Raw genomic sequence first — 19926 nt, 5'->3', positions numbered from 1 at the left:
CCCCGTGTTCCCTCAGGACACGGGTCTTTCTGTGCTGGTGTCTTTCCGCACCATGTGAAATTGGCGAAGCAGCTTCTCGACAAGCTGCACGCCTTCATCTTCCCGTAACCCCTTTACTTTAACAGTAATGATGATCTGTTGTCCACCCGACAAGCCTACCCTCCTGCTCCAATTGCTGGCAAGTGCAAAGAGAGCGCCGCCATCAATGTTGTTGTTCTGGCTGGGGTGCAGGAACAATTTGATTTCATCCGGATTTTTCTGGCTGATTTCTGTAACCCGATGCTCCAACGCATAGACGCGCAGCCGGGAGATGGTGAGCAAGTTCTCCACCGGTTTGGTGAGCGATCCAAAGCGGTCCAGCAGTTCTTCTGCCAGATCGTCGACATCCTCGAGTGACGAAACCGCGACAAATTTTTTGTACATCTCGATCTTCTGTCTGCTGTCTGTAATGTAGGTCGACGGCAGGTAGGCGTCAAGCTGCAGGTTGATTTCTACAGGCGGCGCCGCTTCCTGCTTCACTTCGCCTTTCAGCTCGTCGATCGCTTCCTTTAGCATCTGGCTGTACAGGTCAAATCCGACCGAGTTGATAAAGCCGTGCTGCTCGGCCCCCAAAAGGTTCCCCGCTCCGCGAATGGACAAGTCGCGCATGGCAATTTTGAAACCGGAGCCCAATTCAGTAAATTCCTTGATCGCTTGCAAACGTTTTTCCGCCACCTCGGTCAGCACTTTGTCGCGCTGATAGGTAAAGTACGCATAGGCGATCCGGTTGGAGCGGCCGACACGTCCACGCAGCTGATAAAGCTGGGACAAGCCCATCTTATCCGCATTGTGAATGATCAGTGTATTGACATTCGGGATGTCCACCCCGGTTTCAATAATCGTCGTGCTGACCAGTACGTCGTAATTGCCCTCCAAAAAGTCGAGAATTACGCTCTCCAGTTCGCTTTCGTTCATCTGTCCATGAGCGACGGCAATCCGCGCTTCGGGAACCAGCATGGAAATATGTTCGGCCATCTGCTCGATCCCTTGCACCTGATTGTACAGGAAAAAGATTTGGCCGCCCCTGGCCATTTCGCGTTCAATCGCTTCACGCACCAGAGAGGGACTGTACTCCATGACATAAGTCTGCACGGGAAAGCGATTTTCCGGCGGCGTTTCAATTACGGATAAATCACGCACGCCAATCATCGACATATGCAGCGTCCTCGGAATCGGCGTAGCCGTCAACGTCAGTACATCCACATTGGTTTTCAGTTGCTTCAGCTTCTCTTTGTGGCTGACGCCAAAGCGCTGTTCTTCATCGACAATCAACATGCCCAGATCGCGGAACTGAATATCCTTGGACAGCAGACGATGCGTACCGATGACCACATCCACGGTTCCATCCTTCAGCCCTTTCATCGTCGCGTTTTGTTCCTTGCGCGAACGGAAGCGGCTCAGTACCTCCACGCGGATCGGGTAGTCAGCAAAGCGTTCGCGGAAGGTTTCGTAGTGCTGCTGGGCCAGAATCGTGGTTGGTACAAGCACAGCTACCTGCTTGCCGTCCATGACCGATTTGAAGGCAGCACGGATCGCGACCTCCGTCTTTCCATAGCCTACGTCTCCGCAAACCAGTCGATCCATCGGACGTCTTTTCTCCATATCGCTTTTCACTTCGGTGATCGCCCGAAGCTGGTCTGGCGTCTCCTGATACGGGAACATCGCTTCAAACTCACGCTGCTCCTCTGAATCTCTGGAAAACGAATGACCCACAGCCGCTTCCCTCGCAGCGTACAGCTTGATCAAATCCTCTGCGATATCTTTGACAGACGATTGCACCTTGTTTTTGACGCGTTTCCACTCACTGCCGCCCAGGCTGTACACCTTGGGCTGGCTTTCTTCACTGGCCACGTATTTCTGGATGTGGTCAATCTGCTCGATCGGGACAAACAGACTGTCCCCGCCCGCATACTGAATATGCAAATAATCTTTATGAATTCCGAGTATTTCTTTAGTTTCGATCCCCAGATATTTGCCGATTCCGTGATTGATGTGAACCACGTAATCGCCGGGCCTGAGCTCCAGGTAGTTTTTAATTCGCTCGGCATTGGTCATCGCCGGCTGGGCTTTCCGCGCTTTGCGCTGCTTGGCGGTAAATACCTCGCCTTCCGTAATGACCACCAGTTTGTTTAAAGGCAGCTCAAATCCGGTCTGCAGGTTGCCCAGAATGATCGTAGGCCGCCCGGGAGGAACCGTAGCCACTTCCTCTGCAAGCAGGTCCGCTTCCATGTCATAATCATGCAAAACCCGCTCCAGCCTTTTGGCCCGCTCCAAATCGGCCGCAACAAAAATAATCTGATCCTGCGACTTCTTCCAACGAGCCAGCTCCGTTTTGAGGACATTCATCTGCCCGTGGAAGTTTTGCATGGTCCGACAGGTCAAATTGACGATATTCTGCGGCTGGGTTTTGGGAGACTGACGCAGAAACAGCGACAGATAGACGGTCTGCCGTTTTTTGGAGGAGATGAGCTCCTCGTAGGAACGGGACAGGGTCAGGTTTGCCATATACTCGCCTTGGGCAATCCGTCCGGTCAGCCATTCTCCTTCTTCCTTCTGAAGCTGAGCGGCGGTATCCAGTACACGCGAAGGCTCGTCGACGATCAGCAGCGTGTTTGCCGGCATGTAGGAGAGCAGTGTTTCCTGTGTCGGATAAATGACGGAAATATAGGAGTACAGATGCGGGAAACGCTGTCCCTGCGCCATTCTCTCCACGTCTGTACCGATGTTGCCGGCCACCTTTTCCTTGGCTGCGCCATCCTTTAGCTTGCCAATGGTTTCACCCAGCTTCTGTTCCAGCCGGATGGCCGCTTCCTGCAGCAATGCAGTCGAGGCGATCATTTCTTTGGCGGGTCCGATGGTATAGGATTGGACAGATTCCAGCGACCGCTGTGTCGTCATATCAAAAGTGCGAATGGAGTCAATGTCTACGTCGAACAGCTCAATGCGCACAGGCCATTCCGAATCGATCGGGTACAAATCGATAATCCCGCCCCGCACGCTGAGCTCGCCTTTCCGCTCCACCATGTCGACCCGCTCGTAACCCAGCTCGATACATCGCAGCAAGAAAGCGTCGATATCCAGCTCCTCGCCCACGGTCAGTTCAATTTGCGATTCTTTCCAGATGTGAGGAGGCACAGCCAATCTGCGCAAACCGGCAAATGGCACAACCAAAAAACCCGTAAAGCCTTTGGCCAAACGGTTGCATACGTGTATGCGCTGTGCCAGGATATCCGGACTTGCGATAGCCAGCTCCGATCCGATCAGCTCATTTCCGGGGTACAGCAAAACATCCTCGGCGGGAACGAGCTCGGTTAAATCCTCAAACACCTTTTGCGCCTGAAACATGTTATGGGTAATGACGCAGATGGGACGATCGCTCATTTGCTTCAGAGCAACCATTAAGGCTTGTCGCGCAGAGCCTGACAGTCCGGAGACAAGCTGTTCGTTCAGCCCTCTATCCAGACCGGCGACGATCGTCCCGATGTGGGCGTCCTGTTTCATCGGGTTAATGATGACTTGCATTCACGAGTCCCCTCTCAGGTTTTTCTGTGTCGAAAATCTTGGTTTGTCAAACCGGCAGCCTTTTCATGTGTCCTGCTCATCTGCTTTACGCTGATACGCTTTCGGCCAAACTGCACCGCGCTTGACAGCGCTATCAGTCGACCATGCGAAAAGAAGCCTTAGCTTAAGCAAGCCAAGGCCTTGTATCTGAAGCCTTCGAAAATGCACCCATCCTTATTGCAACGGGCTATTTACCAGCGAGAGCTCCGGGTTCAGTTGCAAGGCATCGCGGCAAAAACCGCAGGTGATGCTTACCACGGTGTCTCCCCCTAGTTCTTTGGATATTATAAGAGCACGTTCCTCTGCGGTCAAGGAGTTCAAACCCAGTTGTTCCTCCGATACGCGGTCTTCGTCAAATTCTGCAATCCTCATGCCGCAGCAGCGACATTCATAGCGAATGCTCATACCTACAACACCCCCAGCCATTCCTAAGCTTAGTATGACCGGGCAGGTGGAAAAACATACTAACACGTCTCGTCTTGGCAGAAGTGGTCGACCGCTGTATTTATTTTTTGGCGGCGTTGTATTTGTTCATCACTTTGAGAAACGGTTCCTTCATCCACATCGCGGCGGCTTCGGCAGCCAGATCTACGGCTTCGCTAATTAATGGGCGTTCCTCCGTCGAAAAAGGGTGGAGCACATAATCACTGACACTCCGTCCCGGTTCAGGACGACCGATGCCGATTTTGATGCGGTTAAAATCTTGTGTACCCATATGCATAATAAGTGATTTGATCCCATTGTGTCCGCCGGCGCTTCCTTTTTCTCGCAAGCGAAGCTGGCCAGGGGGCAAATCCAGGTCATCGTAAATGACCACAACATCCTCAGGGCCCAGTTTGTAAAACTTCAGAATTTCCGCTATCGATTCACCGGATAAATTCATATAGGTTTGGGGTTTGACGAGAAGCACTTTCTCTCCGTCAATCCGTCCTTCTCCGACGAGCGCACGAAATTTGTTCTGCTGAACGGGTATGCCCCATTTGTCATTAATCTTATCTATGGCCATAAAACCTGCATTATGTCTGGTATCTTCATATTTTTTGCCGGGGTTCCCCAGTCCGACGATTACTTTCACGCTGACTCCCTCCTCTTTCTCCTCTCATTTTAACCGAAAACAAACGCGGGAACAAAGGAACTGTCCGACTTCCCTTATAGTTGTATGAGCTTATGGGGATTAACCTCTAGCTTTTCTCCGTGCTACGGGGCCGTGGTGAGAAGAATCCTGGTTCCCTGCTTGGCTCCGTATTTCGCCCTGCAGGGCGGATTTCACTGTCCGCTCCACAGCGGCTGGCGGGGGTGCGCAAAAGCAGTAATGCTTCGGGGTCATCCCACGTTGCGCCCCTGTTTCCCGCCATCCGCTGCTCCGCTGAGCTGGGCTTCACAGTCGCACCGCAGGGAACCAGGATTCTTCTTCGAACATGCTGCTTTTTCCATACTTTTATAATGAGCAAAAGAGAAATATGATTTTGGATGAAAACCAAAAAACATCGGCTGTACGATAGCGGAGCGTTCAATTACCGGTTTTTCGCACTTGGAATGATCTGGTTTTATCTTTGGAAGGACAATAGATACGTTAGTTCCTCGGAAAGTGTTTTCTTCAATGTTCATTGGTTTTGTTCTCTGCTTTGTTCTTTTGTTTTATTTATCGGTTTTATGATAGGTTTTCTCATTCTTTTTCTCCTTCGCTTCCCCTTCAAATTTAAGAAGCTCCGGTTTCGTGAAGAAGCATGTTTCCCTGCGGTGCGACTGTGGAGCCCTGCCCCAGCGGAGGGGCAATTCGCGGGAAAAAGGGGCGCAACCTTGGATGACCTCGTAGCGTTGCTGCTTTTGCGCACCCCCGCGAATTGCCCTGGAGCGGACAGTATTACTTCCTTGCGGGCGGAATACGGAGCTGAGCAGGGAAACATGCTTCTTCTCGCTATGGCTCCGTGATCTCGAAGGTTTTATTTGAGATTGAGAGAATAACGGAGGCTTACGCCCCCTATAATATTTAACTTACGGATATGCAAAAAGGGGCTGTCTAAAAAGTCCCTAAAAAGTAAAGAAGCTGGGGGAAAACCGTTTCGTTTTTCCCCCAGCTTCTTTTTTTGCCCTTATTGGTTTGAGGAATGTGGCCAGGCGGATGCCCGCCACTTTCAACAAGTTATGTGCTAGTGCCACAATTCCGAACTCGACATGCACTTTGTCGAGCCCACGAAGAGAAAATCGGCGGAACGACCGATTGCCCTTGATGTGACCGAACACGCTTTCGACCTCGACTTTACGTCGGGCATAGATAGCTGCTTTGTCTTCACATTCAAGGGCTGCTTTTGCCTTTGCTTTCATTTCTTCAAAGATCGTATTCCAATGAACCTGACGGTTCCCTTTACCTTTGGTACATTGCGATTTGAATGGACACCCTGAACAATCCTCACATTCATAAATTTTGTAACTTTGTTCATGACCAGAGGCGTTCTTCTTGTTCTGGTATTTCTTAAACGTAACTTTCATTCCATTTGGGCAGATAAAACAATCATCCTTTTCAACATAGACCCAGTTTATTACACTTTTGATGTCCCTTTTGGCTTTTCGGGTTTTTTCCTTCAAATAGGTTCCGTAAGGAATGAGGAAATCAAACCGTGGTTCTTTTTCCTCCCCCACCGCATACAGATAGTTTTCTTCGCTCCCATACCCCGCATCCGCGATGACATTTTTGGGCATGGGCAGCCAGGAAGAAGCCAGCTTCTCTAGATGGGGGATGAAGCAGCGTGTATCCGTTGGACGTTGATGAATGGTGTAAAATAGGATAAATTGATTCTCCGTTGCCATCTGTACGTTATAGCCAGGCTTAAGTTGACCGTTTTTCATATGATCTTCTTTCATCCGCATGAATGTTGCGTCACTATCTGTCTTGGAATAACTATTGCGGTCACCAAAAGTTTCGTTTTGAGCTTTGTATTTGGCAAGCCTTGGTAGGAAATCTTTACGGATCAGCTTAAGGGATTTCTTCCATGTACTCTGTCTTTTTCGCTTTTCCTTACGGACTTCTGTATTTGTCTCATTTTCCATCTCATCTGATAAAACGGCTATGTGGGTTTCCAAGCCAACAGCAATCTCTTCCAATTTGGAGGGGTCTTCCACTGTATCCATCAGGTTATCCGCAAGGATTTCCAATTCTTCCTCCTTGGCTGTCTCCTCAATGAGCCGCAAGGTTTCTCGGATCTTCTCCTTCAGTTTTTCCTCGAATCGGATCGTTGATTTTTTCCATACGAAAGAATACTTGTTGGCATTTGCTTCGATTTTTGTCCCATCCAGAAAGTAATTTTCCATGGTGATATAGTTGGCCTCGATGAGCTTCAAGATCATGGTTTCGTAAAGTTCATTCATCATCGATTTCATCCGTCTGCCACGAAATTCGTTGATGGTACGGTAGTCTGGTTGTTGCATCGCTGCCAGCCACATGGTGGGAATATTTTCACGGGTAAGCTGTTCGATACCACGGCAAGAGTACACCTTCTGGGAGTAGCCAAACAGGATGACCTTTAGCATCATCTTAGGGTGGAACGAAGGTCTGCCACCGCCTGGATAATGAGAAAATAACTTATCATCAGGAATGGCCTCAACCATTTCATCTACCACACGTGCGACATGGTGCACGGGAATAAGTTCCTCGATATCGAAGATAACTTGAACCTGACGGTTATTATATGATTTGAATGTAGGAGCGCATTGTCTCTTGGAAACAATATTTTCTACTGTTCCCTCTAGGGGAAGAGTTAATTGCGTGGTATAATATGGGGGAGTAATCGAAAGATTACACATAAAAATCGTCCTTCCTAAAATGTTGGTGTGGGAACTTTCATTTTACAAGAAGAGACGATTTTTTTGTGCTTATTTTTGAAAAAAAGGGGCCCCAGGAAGTCAGTTAAAACCGACTTTCTGGACAGCCCCTTCTCGCAAAAACGTTGCTATACCTTTTTCGCTTCCTCCGTCGGAGAAGCGGCATTCTCCATTACACCCTCGGCTGCCTCTTGGGCATCGATTGACTCATCGGACTTGGCTTTTACCGGCAGAACACTGATGACGACTTCCATCTCATCCAGCCCCAAATCCACCGTTTGAGGAACATCCAGGTCTTTGACCAGCACCACATCTCCAATTTGCAAGCCATCCACATTTACGGTAAACGACTCCGGGATATTTCCCGGCAGACACGAGACTTCTACGCTATGCCGGACCAGTGTTGCTACACCCAGTTCGGGATCACCTGTCATCATAATCGGCACACTGGTATGAACCTTTTCATTCATATTGATTTTCTTAAAGTCCGCATGCAGGATATTGCCCATCACCGGGTGACGCTGCAGTTCGTAGACCATCACGACATGCTGGTTGCCGTTAATCTCCAGTGTAAACGGTTTGTTTGTCGTCTGCTGACGAAGGGCCTGATCCAATACGCGTCCTTCTACCTGAATGGACTGATTGCCAATGTCCGAGCCGTAGATCACGGCGGGAACCCAGCCCTTTCGTCTCAGTTCATTGTTCGTCTTCGCGGTCTCGCCTTTGCGACGAATCATCGCCTGAATCGCTTGCACAAAAAAACCTCCTCCGGGAGCTAGAAGTTTCTTCCTACTTTCTAGCTTGTCCAGAGGAGGTCTTTTCCATCCCTCTACCTGTACTTCGGTCTAGTCAAACAGCTTGCTGACCGAAAGCTCCTCGTGTACGCGAATAATCGCTTCCCCGATGATCGGAGCTACGGACAGGACTTTGATTTTGTCAATCAGTTGATCCTGTGTCAGCGGGATCGAGTTGGTCACGACCAGCTCGCTGATTTTGGAGTTGGCGATGCGCTCGATCGCAGGACCGGAGAGAACCGGGTGCGTACAGCAAGCGTAGACGTCGCGGGCACCCGCTTCAATCAGTGCGCTGGCTGCCAGCGTAATAGTACCGGCTGTATCAATGATGTCATCGATGATAATGGCTGTTTTGCCGTCGATATTTCCGACGATGTTCATAACTTCCGCGACATTTGGTTCCGGGCGGCGCTTGTCGATAATCGCGATGGGAGCTTCCAGACGCTCTGCCAGTCTACGGGCACGAGTCACACCACCATGGTCAGGGGAGACGACAACAATATCATTCAGCCCCTTCTCGGCGAAATATTTACCCAAAATCGGTACACCCAGCAAATGATCGACCGGGATATCAAAGAACCCCTGAATCTGGGTTGCATGCAAATCCATCGTGATGACACGGTGAGCCCCAGCTGTTTCGATCAGATTGGCCACCAGTTTGGCCGTAATCGGATCGCGGGCGCGCGCTTTGCGATCTTGGCGTGCATAGCCATAGTACGGAATCACCACGTTGATGCTTTTGGCCGAGGCGCGCTTCAAAGCGTCTACCATGACCAACAGCTCCATCAGGTGCTCATTCACAGGCGCGGATGTCGGTTGGATGACAAAGACATCACAGCCCCGTACACTCTCGTTTAATTTGATCTGACACTCGCCATCGCTAAAGCGAACTGCTTCCGAATTACCCAGCGGAACACCGATGTGATCAGCAATCTCCTGAGCAAGCTGACGGTTTGCATTACATGTAAATACCTTCAGTTTGGGGTCGCGGTAATTAGCCATTATCTTTCAAGAACCTCCTGTAGTTAATCCTTTTTGCCCTTGCGAGGCAATTTGTTCGCGTATCCTGGTTTATTCACCTGACGCTCGCGGGCGATGGCCATGGCGTCATCGGGTACGTCCTGATTAATTGTAGAGCCGGCTGCCACATAAGCGTTCTTCCCGACGGTCAGCGGAGCGACGAGATTTGTATTGCAACCAATAAACGAGCCGTCCCCTACCACTGTTTTGTGTTTGACAGCGCCATCATAGTTCACCGTAATGGTTCCACAACCGATGTTGACACCTTCGCCAATTTCCGCGTCTCCCACATAGCTGAGATGGGGCACTTTGGTCCCCTTGCCAATCTTCGCATTTTTCAATTCGACAAAATCGCCAATTTTGACGTTGGCCCCGATCTCTGATCCCGGTCGCACGTATGCATAGGGTCCGACCGCAGCCCCTTGGTCTACCAGGGCATCGACCAGGACGGAGTAGGAAATCGTTACACCGTCGGCTACTCGGGTGTTGCTCAAATCAGCGCCAGGTCCAATGACACAATCTCCCCCGATGGTTGTCCCTCTTCGCAGATAGGTACCTGGTTGGATAACCGTATCGGACCCGATCACCACATCCGCCTCAATATAGGTAGAGAGGGGATCGATAATGGATACGCCGTTTTTCATGTGGCGCACAGCAATTCGTCTGCGCATGTACGCTTCGGCTTCTGACAACTGGGCACGGTCATTGACGCCCATGGTTTCATCCGGGTCGGCCGCTTCAAAAGCAAAGACCTTTTCTCCGGCTTCGCGAAGAATACCGACGCAATCTGTCACATAGTATTCTCCTTGTACGTTATCATTTTTCACTTGTGCCAGCGTACTCCACAATTTTTGGTTGTCAAAACAGTATATGCCTGTATTAATCTCTTTGATCGCCCGGACCTCTTCAGACGCATCTTTGTGTTCCACGATCTCCAGTACTTCCCCAGCAGCGTTGCGGACGATACGTCCATACCCTGTTGGATCCGGAAGTACAGCAGTCAGAACAGTGGCTGCTGCCTGCTGCTCTTCATGAAAACGCAAAAGCTCTGTCAACGTCTCTTCTGACAGAAGGGGTACATCTCCATACAAAATAAACGTAGTTCCTTCTTTTCCCTGTAGAAGCGGTTCCGCTTGCTGTACAGCATGGGCCGTCCCGAGCTGCTCACTTTGCAATGCGTATTGCACAGTATCGCCCAAGGTGGCTTGAACGGTGTCAGCACCGTGACCAACGACCACGACGACATCCTCCACCTTCATGGCAGCCAGTGTATCCACAACATGCTGGACCATCGGCTTTCCGCAGACGGGGTGCAAAACCTTGTACAGCTTCGACTTCATCCGTGTTCCTTGACCTGCTGCTAGTACTACGGCATGGATATTCGACATGTCAACCCTCCAGCGTAGAAGTTCCACAATGACTATATCTTAATCATTTGGGGATTTCAAGATAATAGGCGCAGTATACTCTTTTCACAACAGACGCACAACTGGCTTAGGGCGTGATTTGACGCTTTCCCTGGCCTGTTTTATGATGGACATGAAAAAATCTGACAATAAACGTGAAGAAGGAGGACGGATGTGATGAAAGCCGGCGTTTACATTTTGACGGGCTACCTGGGCAGCGGGAAAACGACACTGCTGCAAAAGCTGCTTGCCTATCTGCGTCAAAGAGACGGACAGGTCGTCGTTCTGATGAATGAAATGGGCGAGGAAGACATTGATGGAGAACAATTGCAAGGATTCGGCTTTCCGGTGAAAAAGCTGCTGGATGGCTGCATCTGCTGTTCCATACAAGGGGAATTGACAGAAGGTCTCAAAGAAATTCTCTCCTCCTTCACACCCGACCATATCCTGATCGAAACCACCGGGGTAGCTGATCCGGTCGAAGTCGTAGATGCGCTGACACATCCCGAGCTGTACGACAACCTGGACCTCAAGGGAATCGTCAGTGTGGTGGATGCCTCTCGTTTCCGTGACCTGAACTCCCGCTTCCAGTCAAAAGGCTCTCTGGTCAAAACCATCCGCAATCAGGTTAAATATGCCGATTTGCTCCTGCTCAATAAAAGTGATCTGGTCACGCCGGACGTGCTGGAAAAGGTAAAGGCGAAGGTCTTGGAGCTAAATCCCCATGCCCCGATTCATGTAACGATTCAAGGTGAAATGGATCTGGACCAATTGCTTCAGGTTAAGAGGATTGCTGAAAAGGCAGCGGCAGAGCGGGCAGAAGACCGAACAGGCGGCCCGATCGTGCAAAAAAGTATTGGCAAACTGTCCGTGCTAGGAAAGGTGAAACAGTCACTGGGGTTGGCCAGCGCAGAGCCTTCGCTTTACAACAGTATCGAAACCTTTTCCTACCATTTTACCGGTCCTGTAGATGCAGAAAAATTCGAAGATTTTCTCCACGACCTACCCAAGAATGTTTACCGTGCCAAAGGCTACGTGCTGTTTAAGGGGCGTGATGAACTGATCTCCTTTCAGCATACGGAAAATCAGGTTCATCTGTTTCCGTTTGAAAATTTCGGGCCGAAAATGGTCGCGGTGTTTATTGGAGAAGGGTTAGAAAAGGAAAAAATTATTCAAGATATACAATCCTGCTATGGATGAAACAAGGCACCCTGTCATAGGACGGGGTGCCTGTTTTTCAAAAGGTTATGCGCCTGCTTCGATTGTGTTCTCTTCTTCTTGACCTACGCGCTCGTATTCATTCAAGACAGCAGCTTGAATCTTTTCGCGAGTAGCGGAGGAAATTGGATGAGCAATATCGCGGAACTCCCCGTCTGGGGTGCGCTTGCTCGGCATTGCGACGAACATGCCATTGTTTCCGTCAATAACACGGATATCATGAACCACGAATTCATGGTCGATGGTTATGGATGCAATGGCTTTCATACGACCATCCGTATTCACGCGGCGAAGTCTAACGTCTGTTACTTCCATCTAGTTCACTCCCTTTATCTATAAAAAAAGCGTTTAGGAGTATTTCCACGCTCTGGGTAAATATTCCTGCTGAGTTTACCGAAATTTTGCAAAAAAATCTATAATTTTCTCCAGCATACTCCAATTATTAGTAAAAAACAAGCCCGACACGCGAGTGGTGTCGGGCTTTTGCACCTGTTCCAACGTCCTGATACTATTCTCCGAAGTAAGCGATGACTTCGATTTCTACCTGTACATCACGCGGGAGACGAGCAACTTCTACTGTCGAACGGGCAGGCTTGTGGTCGCCAAAATATTCGCCATATACTTCATTCAGACGCGCAAACTCGTTCATATCTTTAATAAAAACGGTCGCTTTTACTACATCGGAAAGCGTCAGACCAGCCTCGGCCAATACTCCTTTGATATTGGCGAAAACCTGGTGGGCTTGTGCGACAATGTCGCCCTCTACCAGCGTGCCGTCCGGGCGAAGCGGGATCTGTCCCGATGCATACAGGAAAGACCCTGCGCGAGCCGCTTGACTGTATGGCCCGATAGCCGCCGGTGCCTGATTGGTGGAAACAAAAGAAATTGCCATGTCCTTTCTACTCCCCTCTATTTTGAAAATAACTGCCCAGCTCGATTTCGATCTGTTTGCCCTTGATGTCGACTTCCTGCAGCTTTGCCAGGGAAACGTATTCATCCACCAGTCGCTCGGATACATCGGCTGTTTCGACCAGGACGCCGCATCCGATGACCGTTGCACGGAACTCCTGCAAAAGATCGATCATCCCGCGAACGGTTCCGCCGGCCTTCATAAAGTCGTCTACGATGAGGACCCGGGATTGCTCAGGCAAGGCACGTCGAGCCAAAGACATCGTCTGAATGCGCTTGCTAGAACCGGATACATAGTTGATGCTTACCACCGAGCCCTCGGTCACCTTGTTGTCTCTTCTCACGATGACAACAGGCACATTCAGATAGAGTGCAGTGGCATATGCGAGCGGGATTCCTTTCGTCTCCACCGTCATCACGACTTCCACGTTTTTATCGGCAAACGCAGAGGCAAACAGCTTGCCGATCTTCGACATGGTGATGGGATTCCCTAAAATATCAGACATGTACAGATAACCGCCGGGCAAAAGACGTTCAGGATTGCCCAAGTGGCCGATTAAATTGTGCATGAAGTCAAGCGCGTCGTCTGTCTTAACCTTGGGAATGTACTTCACTCCCCCGGCTGCTCCCGCCACTGTTGTCAATACGCCTACGCCCTGACTCTCAAACGCCTCTTTGATGATCGACAGATCCTCGCTGATCGACGATTTTGCGGCTCCGTATTGCTCGGCAAACACAGTGAGCGGAATCAGCGTGTGAGGCTGAGCAAGCAAGTGCTGCGTCATATCGACGAGGCGGGCACTTCTGCGCAATTTCTTCATGTTTCTTCCTCCAAAACCGAATATTATGGTGCTAATGTATCATTTCCATACGTGTTATGGCAAGCATTTCCCCCTTCAGGAACCCCCAACATGCGGGCTACGAAAACATCCTTTACAAAACCGCGCAATGCATTGTAGATGCGATGCACCTTTGCCTCTTTTTGCACGAGGGCAAAAACAGTGGGGCCGCTGCCCGACATCAGGACTCCGTCCGCTCCGGAAGCCTCCATCAGTTCTTTGATCTGACGGACCTGGGGATGCATGTTCAGCGTTACTTCCTCAAGCACATTGCCAAGCGAACGGCACATCTGGGAGAAATTTTGTTCTTGTATCGCTTGCAGCATGTTTGCTGTAGATGGATGGTGTTGAATCTCCTGTACGCGCAAATTGCCGTATACATCTGCCGTAGAAACGCCGATCGGCGGCTTCGCCAAGATAATCCAGCACGGAGGAGGAGACGTCAAATGGGTGATCTGTTCTCCTCTGCCGCGAGCGACGGCCGTCCCGCCGTAAACGCAGAACGGTACATCGGAGCCAATCTCCGCTCCGATTTCAGCCAGCTCGTCCAACGTAAGCCCCAGCTTCCAGAGCTGATTGAGGCCTCTTAGCGCAGCGGCAGCATCGCTGCTTCCTCCTGCCAATCCGGCGGCTACCGGGATCTGTTTATCTATGTACACATGTACTCCATCGGGTACTTGAAAGCGTTCCTTCAGCAACACCGCCGCTTTGTAAGCGTGGTTTCTGCTGTCATCGGGCACAAAGCTGGCTGAACAATCCAGCGAAATAGAGCCGTCATCGCGCAAGGTTAGATCAACCCGGTCCGCCAGGTCTACTGTAGTCATCACCATTTCCACCTCGTGATAACCGTCAGGACGTTTGGCCAGTACATCAAGCGTAAGATTAATTTTGGCGGGCGCTTTGACCGAGATACGCACGTTGTTCACCTCTGCCTACGATCTGATTTCCTAGTCTCTTATTGTAGCACAGGGGGATTCAGCCATGCCAGTGAACGTGAGATGCTCTTACCATCGGTAATTTCTAGTTCTTTTTGCTATAGGAGGTTTTCACTAACATATTAGGTTGAGTAGTGTCCGGTATTATGAGGATTTGAAATAGGAAGAGTCATTTCAATCCTCTTTTTTTCTTTCTTGTCTCTTTCTCATCCATAAATGATTCTATTGGATCTCTGTCAACACGTCCCGACATCATGTCGTCAAAAGGAGTATAATCTGTCCTCTTAGGCAACTTATTACTTTTGATCGAGCTAAAAATCATCCACAATAAGCAGGCAGTAATAACAAAGGTAAATCCAATAGCGACTGCGCTCACCAATCTCACCACTTTCATATTAATTGTGAACCTGAAACTGAATTTTTTTGTTTAATGTATTAGACCAAAACAACTTCCAAAAAGTTACAAGGAACAACTAAACATCAGAAATCCAAAACTACTCACCAAGTTACATTCGCAATGAAGGATAGTCCATAGAAGTGGCTACCATGTATCTTATAAAGAAAACAACGGTTTCGTGAAGAAGCATGTTTCCCTGTGGTACGACTTACGACTGTGGAACCCTACCCAGTGGAGGGGTGATTTGCGGGAAAAAGGAGCGCAACCTTGAGAAGTGAAACTGTTGTTTCGCAGCGCCGTTTCTATATGCTAAAAAAAGCCGGGTTTCCCCGACTTCTCTGTCAACGAGTATCTGTGGTATTTTGCTTCGCCAACGCTTCTTCGGCAATCTGAATGGCGCGTTTGACCAGATTCCCTGCGTCACGCGTGGTGATGGCACCCCATCCCTCGGTTTTCACTGTATCGTAAAACCCCAGTTCCTTGGCCAGTTCCATCTTGAACTCATCAGACATAATGCCTCGTCTGCGACCCATAACACCCTCCCTTTCCCGTTGACAACCCTAGTATGCGCGGTCCGGGGCAAAAAAAACAGTAGAGCCCGGAAAGGCTCTACTGTTGAACAAAAGTAATGCGAATGTGCTCATTCTCTCTGCAGACGGTTAACTCGACGGTTTCCGTCAAGATGTCAGCATAGCTGTATGAAACCCGTTCGAACAATTGGTCGTCGTCTAGCTTAACAACAAAAACTGATGGGTACGTTTCTTCGAGGATGCCCGTCCGTTCGACGGTCTTGCGTCGACCGCCATTGGCCTTAAGTAGGATGCGTTCGCCAATGTGCCCGTCTAAACTGCGTTTAATGTCAAGTAACGCGTTTCTTGCCATTGTTCCATCCACCTCGCTTGGTTCCATTATAACAGCATACGCTTATTTTGTCAAACAAATAAAAAATTATAGCAATCTGCCCGAGTTTTTGTCAACGGCCTTTTTTTCGATAAATGCGTGGATATTTGTCGTTTTTCAATCTTTAGCTGAGATGTCAGCAAAAACCCCCTGCTTTTGCGCATTTCACGCGATCAGCAGGGGGCGTTAGTTATTTTTTTCCCAGCAAATGACGTCGAATTGACTCGTTTGCCAGCCTTGCAAATTCTTCAATCGACAAAGTTTCGCCTCGTCGGACCGGATCAATTTCCAAATCATTCAACATCTGTATCACTTCGTCTTTTCGCGCTTTGTCAAACAGACCGTTCATCAGATTGTTCAAGAGCGTCTTTCGCCGCTGGGCGAAGCAAGCCCGAACGACCCGGAAAAACAGGTCTTCATCTTCAACCTCTACAGGAGGGCGGTCCCGAATTTTTAGGCGGATCACGGCGGAGTCTACATTGGGTCGAGGAATGAAGACACTGGCCGGCACGATCATCGCGACTTCCGTTTCTGCGTAGAATTGGGCAGCTACACTGAGTGAGCCGTAATCCTTCGTCCCTGGCCTCGCTGCAATCCGCTCTGCCACTTCCTTCTGGATCATGACGACGATGTTTTCCAGAGGCAGCCGTTCCTCAAGGAGCTTCATCAGGATGGGCGTGGTCACATAATAAGGTAGATTGGCCACGACACTCGCTTTTTCATAGCCGGCCAGCTTGTCCCGAAAAAGAGCCTTGAGGTCCAGTTCCAGCACATCGCCATGGACAACCTCTACATTGTCGTATGGAGCAAGCGTGTCACCTAAAATGGGCAGCAGCCGCTGATCGATCTCGATGGCCACCACACGCCCTGCAGCTCTGCATAACTGCTCTGTCAAGGCGCCGATTCCCGGTCCCACCTCCACAACCGCCTTGCTCTGATCCAAATCGGCTGCGTCCACAATATTGTGCAAGATGTTGGTGTCGATCAGGAAGTTTTGGCCTAGACTTTTTTTAAAGGAAAAGCCGTATTTCTCCAGCACCTCTTTTGTTCGGGTAGGGGTTGCAATATCTTTTCCTGAGGCATTCATCACGACTTGTCCTCCTTGTGCTCTTCTATCGCTGCCATCGCTTCCAGAAATTCCGCTTTGCTGATTTGAAACGCATTGAGGCGGGAAAGCATTTGTTTGGCATTGGCGTAACCGATCCCGAGGCGCTCTCCCAGCTTGATTCTCCGCTCTTTGGAACCGGACCCGGAGGTGAGCCCGTGCTCCAGCATATCATCGGCTGTGATTTCTCCCGCACTCTCCGCCATTTCGCTTTTGACATCCTGCAGCGCGCGGATGATCGTCTCCACTGACGCGTTCTCGACGCCAATATCACCTTTTCTGGTGCCGTCTGCCTGCGTGATGAAGGCATGCTTGCAGCCTGGTACAGCGCGACTGATGATTTTCCGAATCCGCTCTCCCTGGTAATCAGGGTCCGTAAATATGATGACGCCCCGCTTGCTTTGCGCCAGGCGAATCTTTTGGATCGTCCGTTCATTGATGGCCGAGCCGCCGGTTTCGATCGTATCTGCATGGACAGCTCTCTTGATGGCAGCCGTATCGTCCCGGCCTTCTACGACAATGACTTCTTTGATCTTCATGTTGATGCTCCCACTTTCATAAAGTGTCGAAACAACGGAATCCGCATGTACCAAAAGAAGAAAAATTGCATTTTGGTTGTAACATTTTTGCCGCTGCTTCGTCTTACTTAATAACACAGCTTACCATATCCACCTGACAAAATACCACTATCTGGCGCTTCACAGCCCAAAGCTTCCACGGGGATCATTTTCCCTCTCTCTGTTCGAAAGCATTCACGAGGTCCGAGCATCTTTCCATTGCAGAAAAAAAGACAGGAGCATGGCTCCTGTCCTACGGTTTGTGCGGTCCGATAATATAGACGGTGCGGTTTCGCTTGCGTCCAAACTGGACAGCATCAGCTTCCGTTCCAACAAATACGTCGATCTTTGAGCCGCGAATGGCTCCCCCCGTATCTTCAGCACGTCGGTAGCCAATTCCGTCAATAAATACCCACCATCCGAGAGGGACAACTTTCGGATCAACCGCGATGGTATGCTCTGGCTGTGCCTTAACTCCTGTCGCTGTACGCCCGTAGCCTGGCGAATTCGGAGACTTCCCTCCTCCCGCCGGCGAATAGGCCGTCAGTGTAACCCCGTTCAGGACCTTGTGTGGCCGGAACACTTTTCCACCGCGGGAGACCATTCCCGCTTCGGTTGCTACGACTCGATTCGAACTGTCGTCGATCTGAACAGCTACGGCTGTCCCGACCGCTACAATCCGATCTTTTTTTGGTGTGATGACATCTCGCTTTATCAGTTCACGTGAGACTTCCTTGCCATTCTCCGTGACCAATTTGTACTGCGCGAGGGCTTTTCCTTCTTGACCTTCCTGTAAAACACGCGTTGTCCCTTTCGAGAGAACAGGGTCTGTTCTACGGAGCTCTTGAAACGCTACTTGTTCTTCGAGCTGTACAACTTTTTCCTCTACGCGCGTAACGACGATGGTCGATTTCTTGGAAAGAGCCTCTCCCAGTCCCGGTTCTACCCGGTCCTGCTGTCCGAGTGCGATGCCCGCTTCCTGAAGCACACTGGATACATCGCGTTTCAGCGTTTGCACTACTTTTGTCTGCCCGTCCACCTGGACAGGTATTGCCCAGCTTGTATGTAAGGTAATGGTTGTGCCGTTTTTTATTTTGGTGTTAGGTTCTGGTTGTAGTTGATCTTTTTCCGTTACCGTGATGTTTCGTTCAGCCAAAAACTTTTCAACGGTTGACGCTTTCGTACCTACCTTTTGGATGGTACCGTCCAAGGAAAACGTAACCTGTTTTGGCTGGGTGGCTTGGGCAGAGAAATAGCCAATCATGGGAACAAGCACCAGAGCCAGGCCGCCTAAGATGGCGATTGCCCGGTTCTTTTGCCTTTCCCACACCGTGCGTAACTCCATTTCCCACACTCCTTTTTCTTGAAAAGCATTGAAAGCTTTTCTCGTCTAGTCAGGCAAGGGTTGATGAAATCGCACCAATATTTTGGAAATTGGCCTTTCTGAACAAGGTCGGTTTTGATTGTATGCTATCTTTTTCTCTTTGTCAAATTTCCCCTGCCGGACTGAGGATTTGATTGCTACCAGCCTAGCACTAACCGAATGACGAATGGAAGCGGGTTTCTGTCGAGGGGCTCTGTCGATTCAAAATGAATCGTTCGACACGCATACCTTTACTGTATGCAGGGATGTCCCTCGAAAGAACCTGTTTTTTGTCCAGTTTTTTGGAAATGGGGTGACCTTTCTTGTAAATTCGAACAAAAAGGGGCGCCGATTTTATCGACAACCCCAGATTGACCCCTCATTATTCCTCTTCTTTTAATGAGATGATCTTGTCCACCAGCTTTTTGCTATTTTTCCCGCCAAATTCCTTTTGCAAGAAAAACAGGTCATCGTCTTCTTCCAACGCATCTTTCTTAACAGTAAATACAACCCTATCGTTTTGAAGTTTTAACTTTCCTTGAACGCTTCCCATTGGGGAATACGTATCCGACTTTTGGTTGTGACGTAGAAAAACCATGTAGGAGTTGTTTACCTTCATGACAGGTGAACCTTCTACTGTTTGTTCTACAATTTCAGGTTTGTGCCTTCCGGTGCTTGGTTTATCAATGCTGATTTTTGTGTAGTCAACAGGTCCGCCAACCTCTGCGATCACAATGGTTTCTAATTCAGGATCCCCTTTATATAACGCCTGAATCTTTGCCTCTGAAATCGTCTGCGCTATCGTTCCATCTAACATTTCTACTTCTTGATCAATTATTTCAATTTCTGCAACGACATCAGCATCTCTATACATCTCATCGATACTTGAATAGGCTACAGCTAGAAACGGACGGCCAGATACAATCGGATATTCGGTTTCGCTGGAAAACAGATCGTCCTGTCTCGCTGTTTCTCCGTATATAACGAAGAGCCCGACCACCAATAGGAAGGGGTATATCAATTTTATATTTTTTCGTTTCACTACAACGTCACCTCACTTTATA

The 19926-nt window shown here is 49.5% G+C and carries 20 protein-coding genes; 1 reads left to right on the top strand and 19 read right to left on the bottom strand.

From position 1 onward, the window contains the following. Positions 1 to 12: 12 nt before the first annotated feature. From mfd to glmU, 8 genes are all read right to left on the bottom strand, one after another. On the bottom strand, positions 13 to 3561 hold the full coding sequence (mfd, locus tag NDK47_RS00700; protein ID WP_251872994.1) for a transcription-repair coupling factor: 3549 nt from the start codon (positions 3559 to 3561) through the stop codon (positions 13 to 15). Between the two features lie 213 nt (positions 3562 to 3774). Next, positions 3775 to 4005: an anti-sigma-F factor Fin gene (locus NDK47_RS00695; RefSeq protein WP_251872993.1), complete on the bottom strand. Its 231-nt coding sequence runs from the start codon at positions 4003 to 4005 to the stop codon at positions 3775 to 3777. A gap of 100 nt (positions 4006 to 4105) precedes the next feature. Then, positions 4106 to 4675, bottom strand: coding sequence for an aminoacyl-tRNA hydrolase (pth, locus tag NDK47_RS00690; protein WP_251872992.1), 570 nt, complete (start codon positions 4673 to 4675; stop codon positions 4106 to 4108). A 248-nt stretch (positions 4676 to 4923) separates the two neighbouring features. Next, positions 4924 to 5208 carry a hypothetical protein gene (locus NDK47_RS00685; protein ID WP_251872991.1) on the bottom strand — a complete coding sequence of 95 codons (285 nt, stop codon included), beginning with the start codon at positions 5206 to 5208 and terminating at the stop codon, positions 4924 to 4926. A 423-nt stretch (positions 5209 to 5631) separates the two neighbouring features. Beyond that, positions 5632 to 7401: an IS1182 family transposase gene (locus NDK47_RS00680; protein ID WP_251870983.1), complete on the bottom strand. Its 1770-nt coding sequence runs from the start codon at positions 7399 to 7401 to the stop codon at positions 5632 to 5634. Between the two features lie 146 nt (positions 7402 to 7547). Further along, positions 7548 to 8174: a 50S ribosomal protein L25 gene (locus NDK47_RS00675; protein WP_251872990.1), complete on the bottom strand. Its 627-nt coding sequence runs from the start codon at positions 8172 to 8174 to the stop codon at positions 7548 to 7550. Positions 8175 to 8264: 90 nt separating this feature from the next. Then, a complete protein-coding gene (locus NDK47_RS00670; protein ID WP_251872989.1) occupies positions 8265 to 9215 on the bottom strand; it encodes a ribose-phosphate diphosphokinase in 951 nt (316 codons plus the stop codon). A gap of 23 nt (positions 9216 to 9238) precedes the next feature. Beyond that, a complete protein-coding gene (gene glmU / locus NDK47_RS00665; RefSeq protein ID WP_251872988.1) occupies positions 9239 to 10621 on the bottom strand; it encodes a bifunctional UDP-N-acetylglucosamine diphosphorylase/glucosamine-1-phosphate N-acetyltransferase GlmU in 1383 nt (460 codons plus the stop codon). Between the two features lie 195 nt (positions 10622 to 10816). Here glmU and NDK47_RS00660 point away from each other — a divergent pair, with 195 nt between their 5' ends. Then, complete coding sequence (locus NDK47_RS00660; protein WP_251872987.1) at positions 10817 to 11839, top strand: CobW family GTP-binding protein; 1023 nt, start codon at positions 10817 to 10819, stop codon at positions 11837 to 11839. A gap of 45 nt (positions 11840 to 11884) precedes the next feature. Here the strand turns inward: NDK47_RS00660 and spoVG are convergent, their stop codons facing one another. From spoVG to NDK47_RS00605, 11 genes are all read right to left on the bottom strand, one after another. After that, entirely contained in the window at positions 11885 to 12172 is a 288-nt protein-coding gene (gene spoVG, locus NDK47_RS00655; protein WP_251872986.1) for a septation regulator SpoVG, read from the bottom strand. Between the two features lie 193 nt (positions 12173 to 12365). Then, a complete protein-coding gene (locus tag NDK47_RS00650) occupies positions 12366 to 12749 on the bottom strand; it encodes a RidA family protein (RefSeq protein ID WP_251872985.1) in 384 nt (127 codons plus the stop codon). A gap of 7 nt (positions 12750 to 12756) precedes the next feature. Next, positions 12757 to 13587: a pur operon repressor gene (gene purR, locus NDK47_RS00645; RefSeq protein ID WP_251872984.1), complete on the bottom strand. Its 831-nt coding sequence runs from the start codon at positions 13585 to 13587 to the stop codon at positions 12757 to 12759. A 23-nt stretch (positions 13588 to 13610) separates the two neighbouring features. Continuing rightward, positions 13611 to 14522: a 4-(cytidine 5'-diphospho)-2-C-methyl-D-erythritol kinase gene (gene ispE, locus NDK47_RS00640; RefSeq protein ID WP_251872983.1), complete on the bottom strand. Its 912-nt coding sequence runs from the start codon at positions 14520 to 14522 to the stop codon at positions 13611 to 13613. Between the two features lie 187 nt (positions 14523 to 14709). Further along, complete coding sequence (locus NDK47_RS00635) at positions 14710 to 14916, bottom strand: hypothetical protein (protein ID WP_251872982.1); 207 nt, start codon at positions 14914 to 14916, stop codon at positions 14710 to 14712. A 362-nt stretch (positions 14917 to 15278) separates the two neighbouring features. Beyond that, a complete protein-coding gene (locus tag NDK47_RS00630; RefSeq protein WP_251872981.1) occupies positions 15279 to 15470 on the bottom strand; it encodes a small, acid-soluble spore protein, alpha/beta type in 192 nt (63 codons plus the stop codon). Positions 15471 to 15546: 76 nt separating this feature from the next. Beyond that, on the bottom strand, positions 15547 to 15819 hold the full coding sequence (gene veg / locus NDK47_RS00625; protein ID WP_003390218.1) for a biofilm formation stimulator Veg: 273 nt from the start codon (positions 15817 to 15819) through the stop codon (positions 15547 to 15549). Positions 15820 to 16027: 208 nt separating this feature from the next. Further along, positions 16028 to 16924: a 16S rRNA (adenine(1518)-N(6)/adenine(1519)-N(6))-dimethyltransferase RsmA gene (gene rsmA / locus NDK47_RS00620; protein WP_251875898.1), complete on the bottom strand. Its 897-nt coding sequence runs from the start codon at positions 16922 to 16924 to the stop codon at positions 16028 to 16030. Then, a complete protein-coding gene (rnmV, locus tag NDK47_RS00615; RefSeq protein ID WP_251872980.1) occupies positions 16924 to 17481 on the bottom strand; it encodes a ribonuclease M5 in 558 nt (185 codons plus the stop codon). Before rnmV ends, rsmA begins: the two co-directional genes overlap by 1 nt. A 271-nt stretch (positions 17482 to 17752) precedes the next feature. Continuing rightward, positions 17753 to 18844, bottom strand: a complete 1092-nt coding sequence (locus NDK47_RS00610) for a resuscitation-promoting factor (RefSeq protein ID WP_251872979.1) — start codon at positions 18842 to 18844, stop codon at positions 17753 to 17755. A gap of 400 nt (positions 18845 to 19244) precedes the next feature. Beyond that, entirely contained in the window at positions 19245 to 19904 is a 660-nt protein-coding gene (locus tag NDK47_RS00605) for a hypothetical protein (RefSeq protein ID WP_251872978.1), read from the bottom strand. Positions 19905 to 19926: the final 22 nt, after the last annotated feature.

It is taken from the genome of Brevibacillus ruminantium, assembly GCF_023746555.1.
GTDB classification, from domain to species: Bacteria; Bacillota; Bacilli; order Brevibacillales; family Brevibacillaceae; genus Brevibacillus; species Brevibacillus ruminantium.
Note: the sequence above shows the minus strand (reverse complement) of the source record. Positions and strands in the feature narration are given on the sequence as shown.

Excerpts from the sequence above, each read along its gene's own strand:
- NDK47_RS00630 (WP_251872981.1), bottom strand. The coding sequence starts at position 15,470 with ATGGGTCGCAGACGAGGCATTATGTCTGATGAGTTCAAGATGGAACTG.
- NDK47_RS00680 (WP_251870983.1), bottom strand. The coding sequence starts at position 7,401 with ATGTGTAATCTTTCGATTACTCCCCCATATTATACCACGCAATTAACT.
- NDK47_RS00670 (WP_251872989.1), bottom strand. The coding sequence starts at position 9,215 with ATGGCTAATTACCGCGACCCCAAACTGAAGGTATTTACATGTAATGCA.
- rsmA (WP_251875898.1), bottom strand. The coding sequence starts at position 16,924 with ATGAATGCCTCAGGAAAAGATATTGCAACCCCTACCCGAACAAAAGAG.
- NDK47_RS00695 (WP_251872993.1), bottom strand. The coding sequence starts at position 4,005 with ATGAGCATTCGCTATGAATGTCGCTGCTGCGGCATGAGGATTGCAGAA.
- spoVG (WP_251872986.1), bottom strand. The coding sequence starts at position 12,172 with ATGGAAGTAACAGACGTTAGACTTCGCCGCGTGAATACGGATGGTCGT.
- NDK47_RS00685 (WP_251872991.1), bottom strand. The coding sequence starts at position 5,208 with ATGAACATTGAAGAAAACACTTTCCGAGGAACTAACGTATCTATTGTC.
- glmU (WP_251872988.1), bottom strand. The coding sequence starts at position 10,621 with ATGTCGAATATCCATGCCGTAGTACTAGCAGCAGGTCAAGGAACACGG.
- purR (WP_251872984.1), bottom strand. The coding sequence starts at position 13,587 with ATGAAGAAATTGCGCAGAAGTGCCCGCCTCGTCGATATGACGCAGCAC.
- NDK47_RS00650 (WP_251872985.1), bottom strand. The coding sequence starts at position 12,749 with ATGGCAATTTCTTTTGTTTCCACCAATCAGGCACCGGCGGCTATCGGG.
- NDK47_RS00610 (WP_251872979.1), bottom strand. The coding sequence starts at position 18,844 with ATGGAGTTACGCACGGTGTGGGAAAGGCAAAAGAACCGGGCAATCGCC.
- NDK47_RS00660 (WP_251872987.1), top strand. The coding sequence starts at position 10,817 with ATGAAAGCCGGCGTTTACATTTTGACGGGCTACCTGGGCAGCGGGAAA.
- mfd (WP_251872994.1), bottom strand. The coding sequence starts at position 3,561 with ATGCAAGTCATCATTAACCCGATGAAACAGGACGCCCACATCGGGACG.
- rnmV (WP_251872980.1), bottom strand. The coding sequence starts at position 17,481 with ATGAAGATCAAAGAAGTCATTGTCGTAGAAGGCCGGGACGATACGGCT.
- veg (WP_003390218.1), bottom strand. The coding sequence starts at position 15,819 with ATGGCAAGAAACGCGTTACTTGACATTAAACGCAGTTTAGACGGGCAC.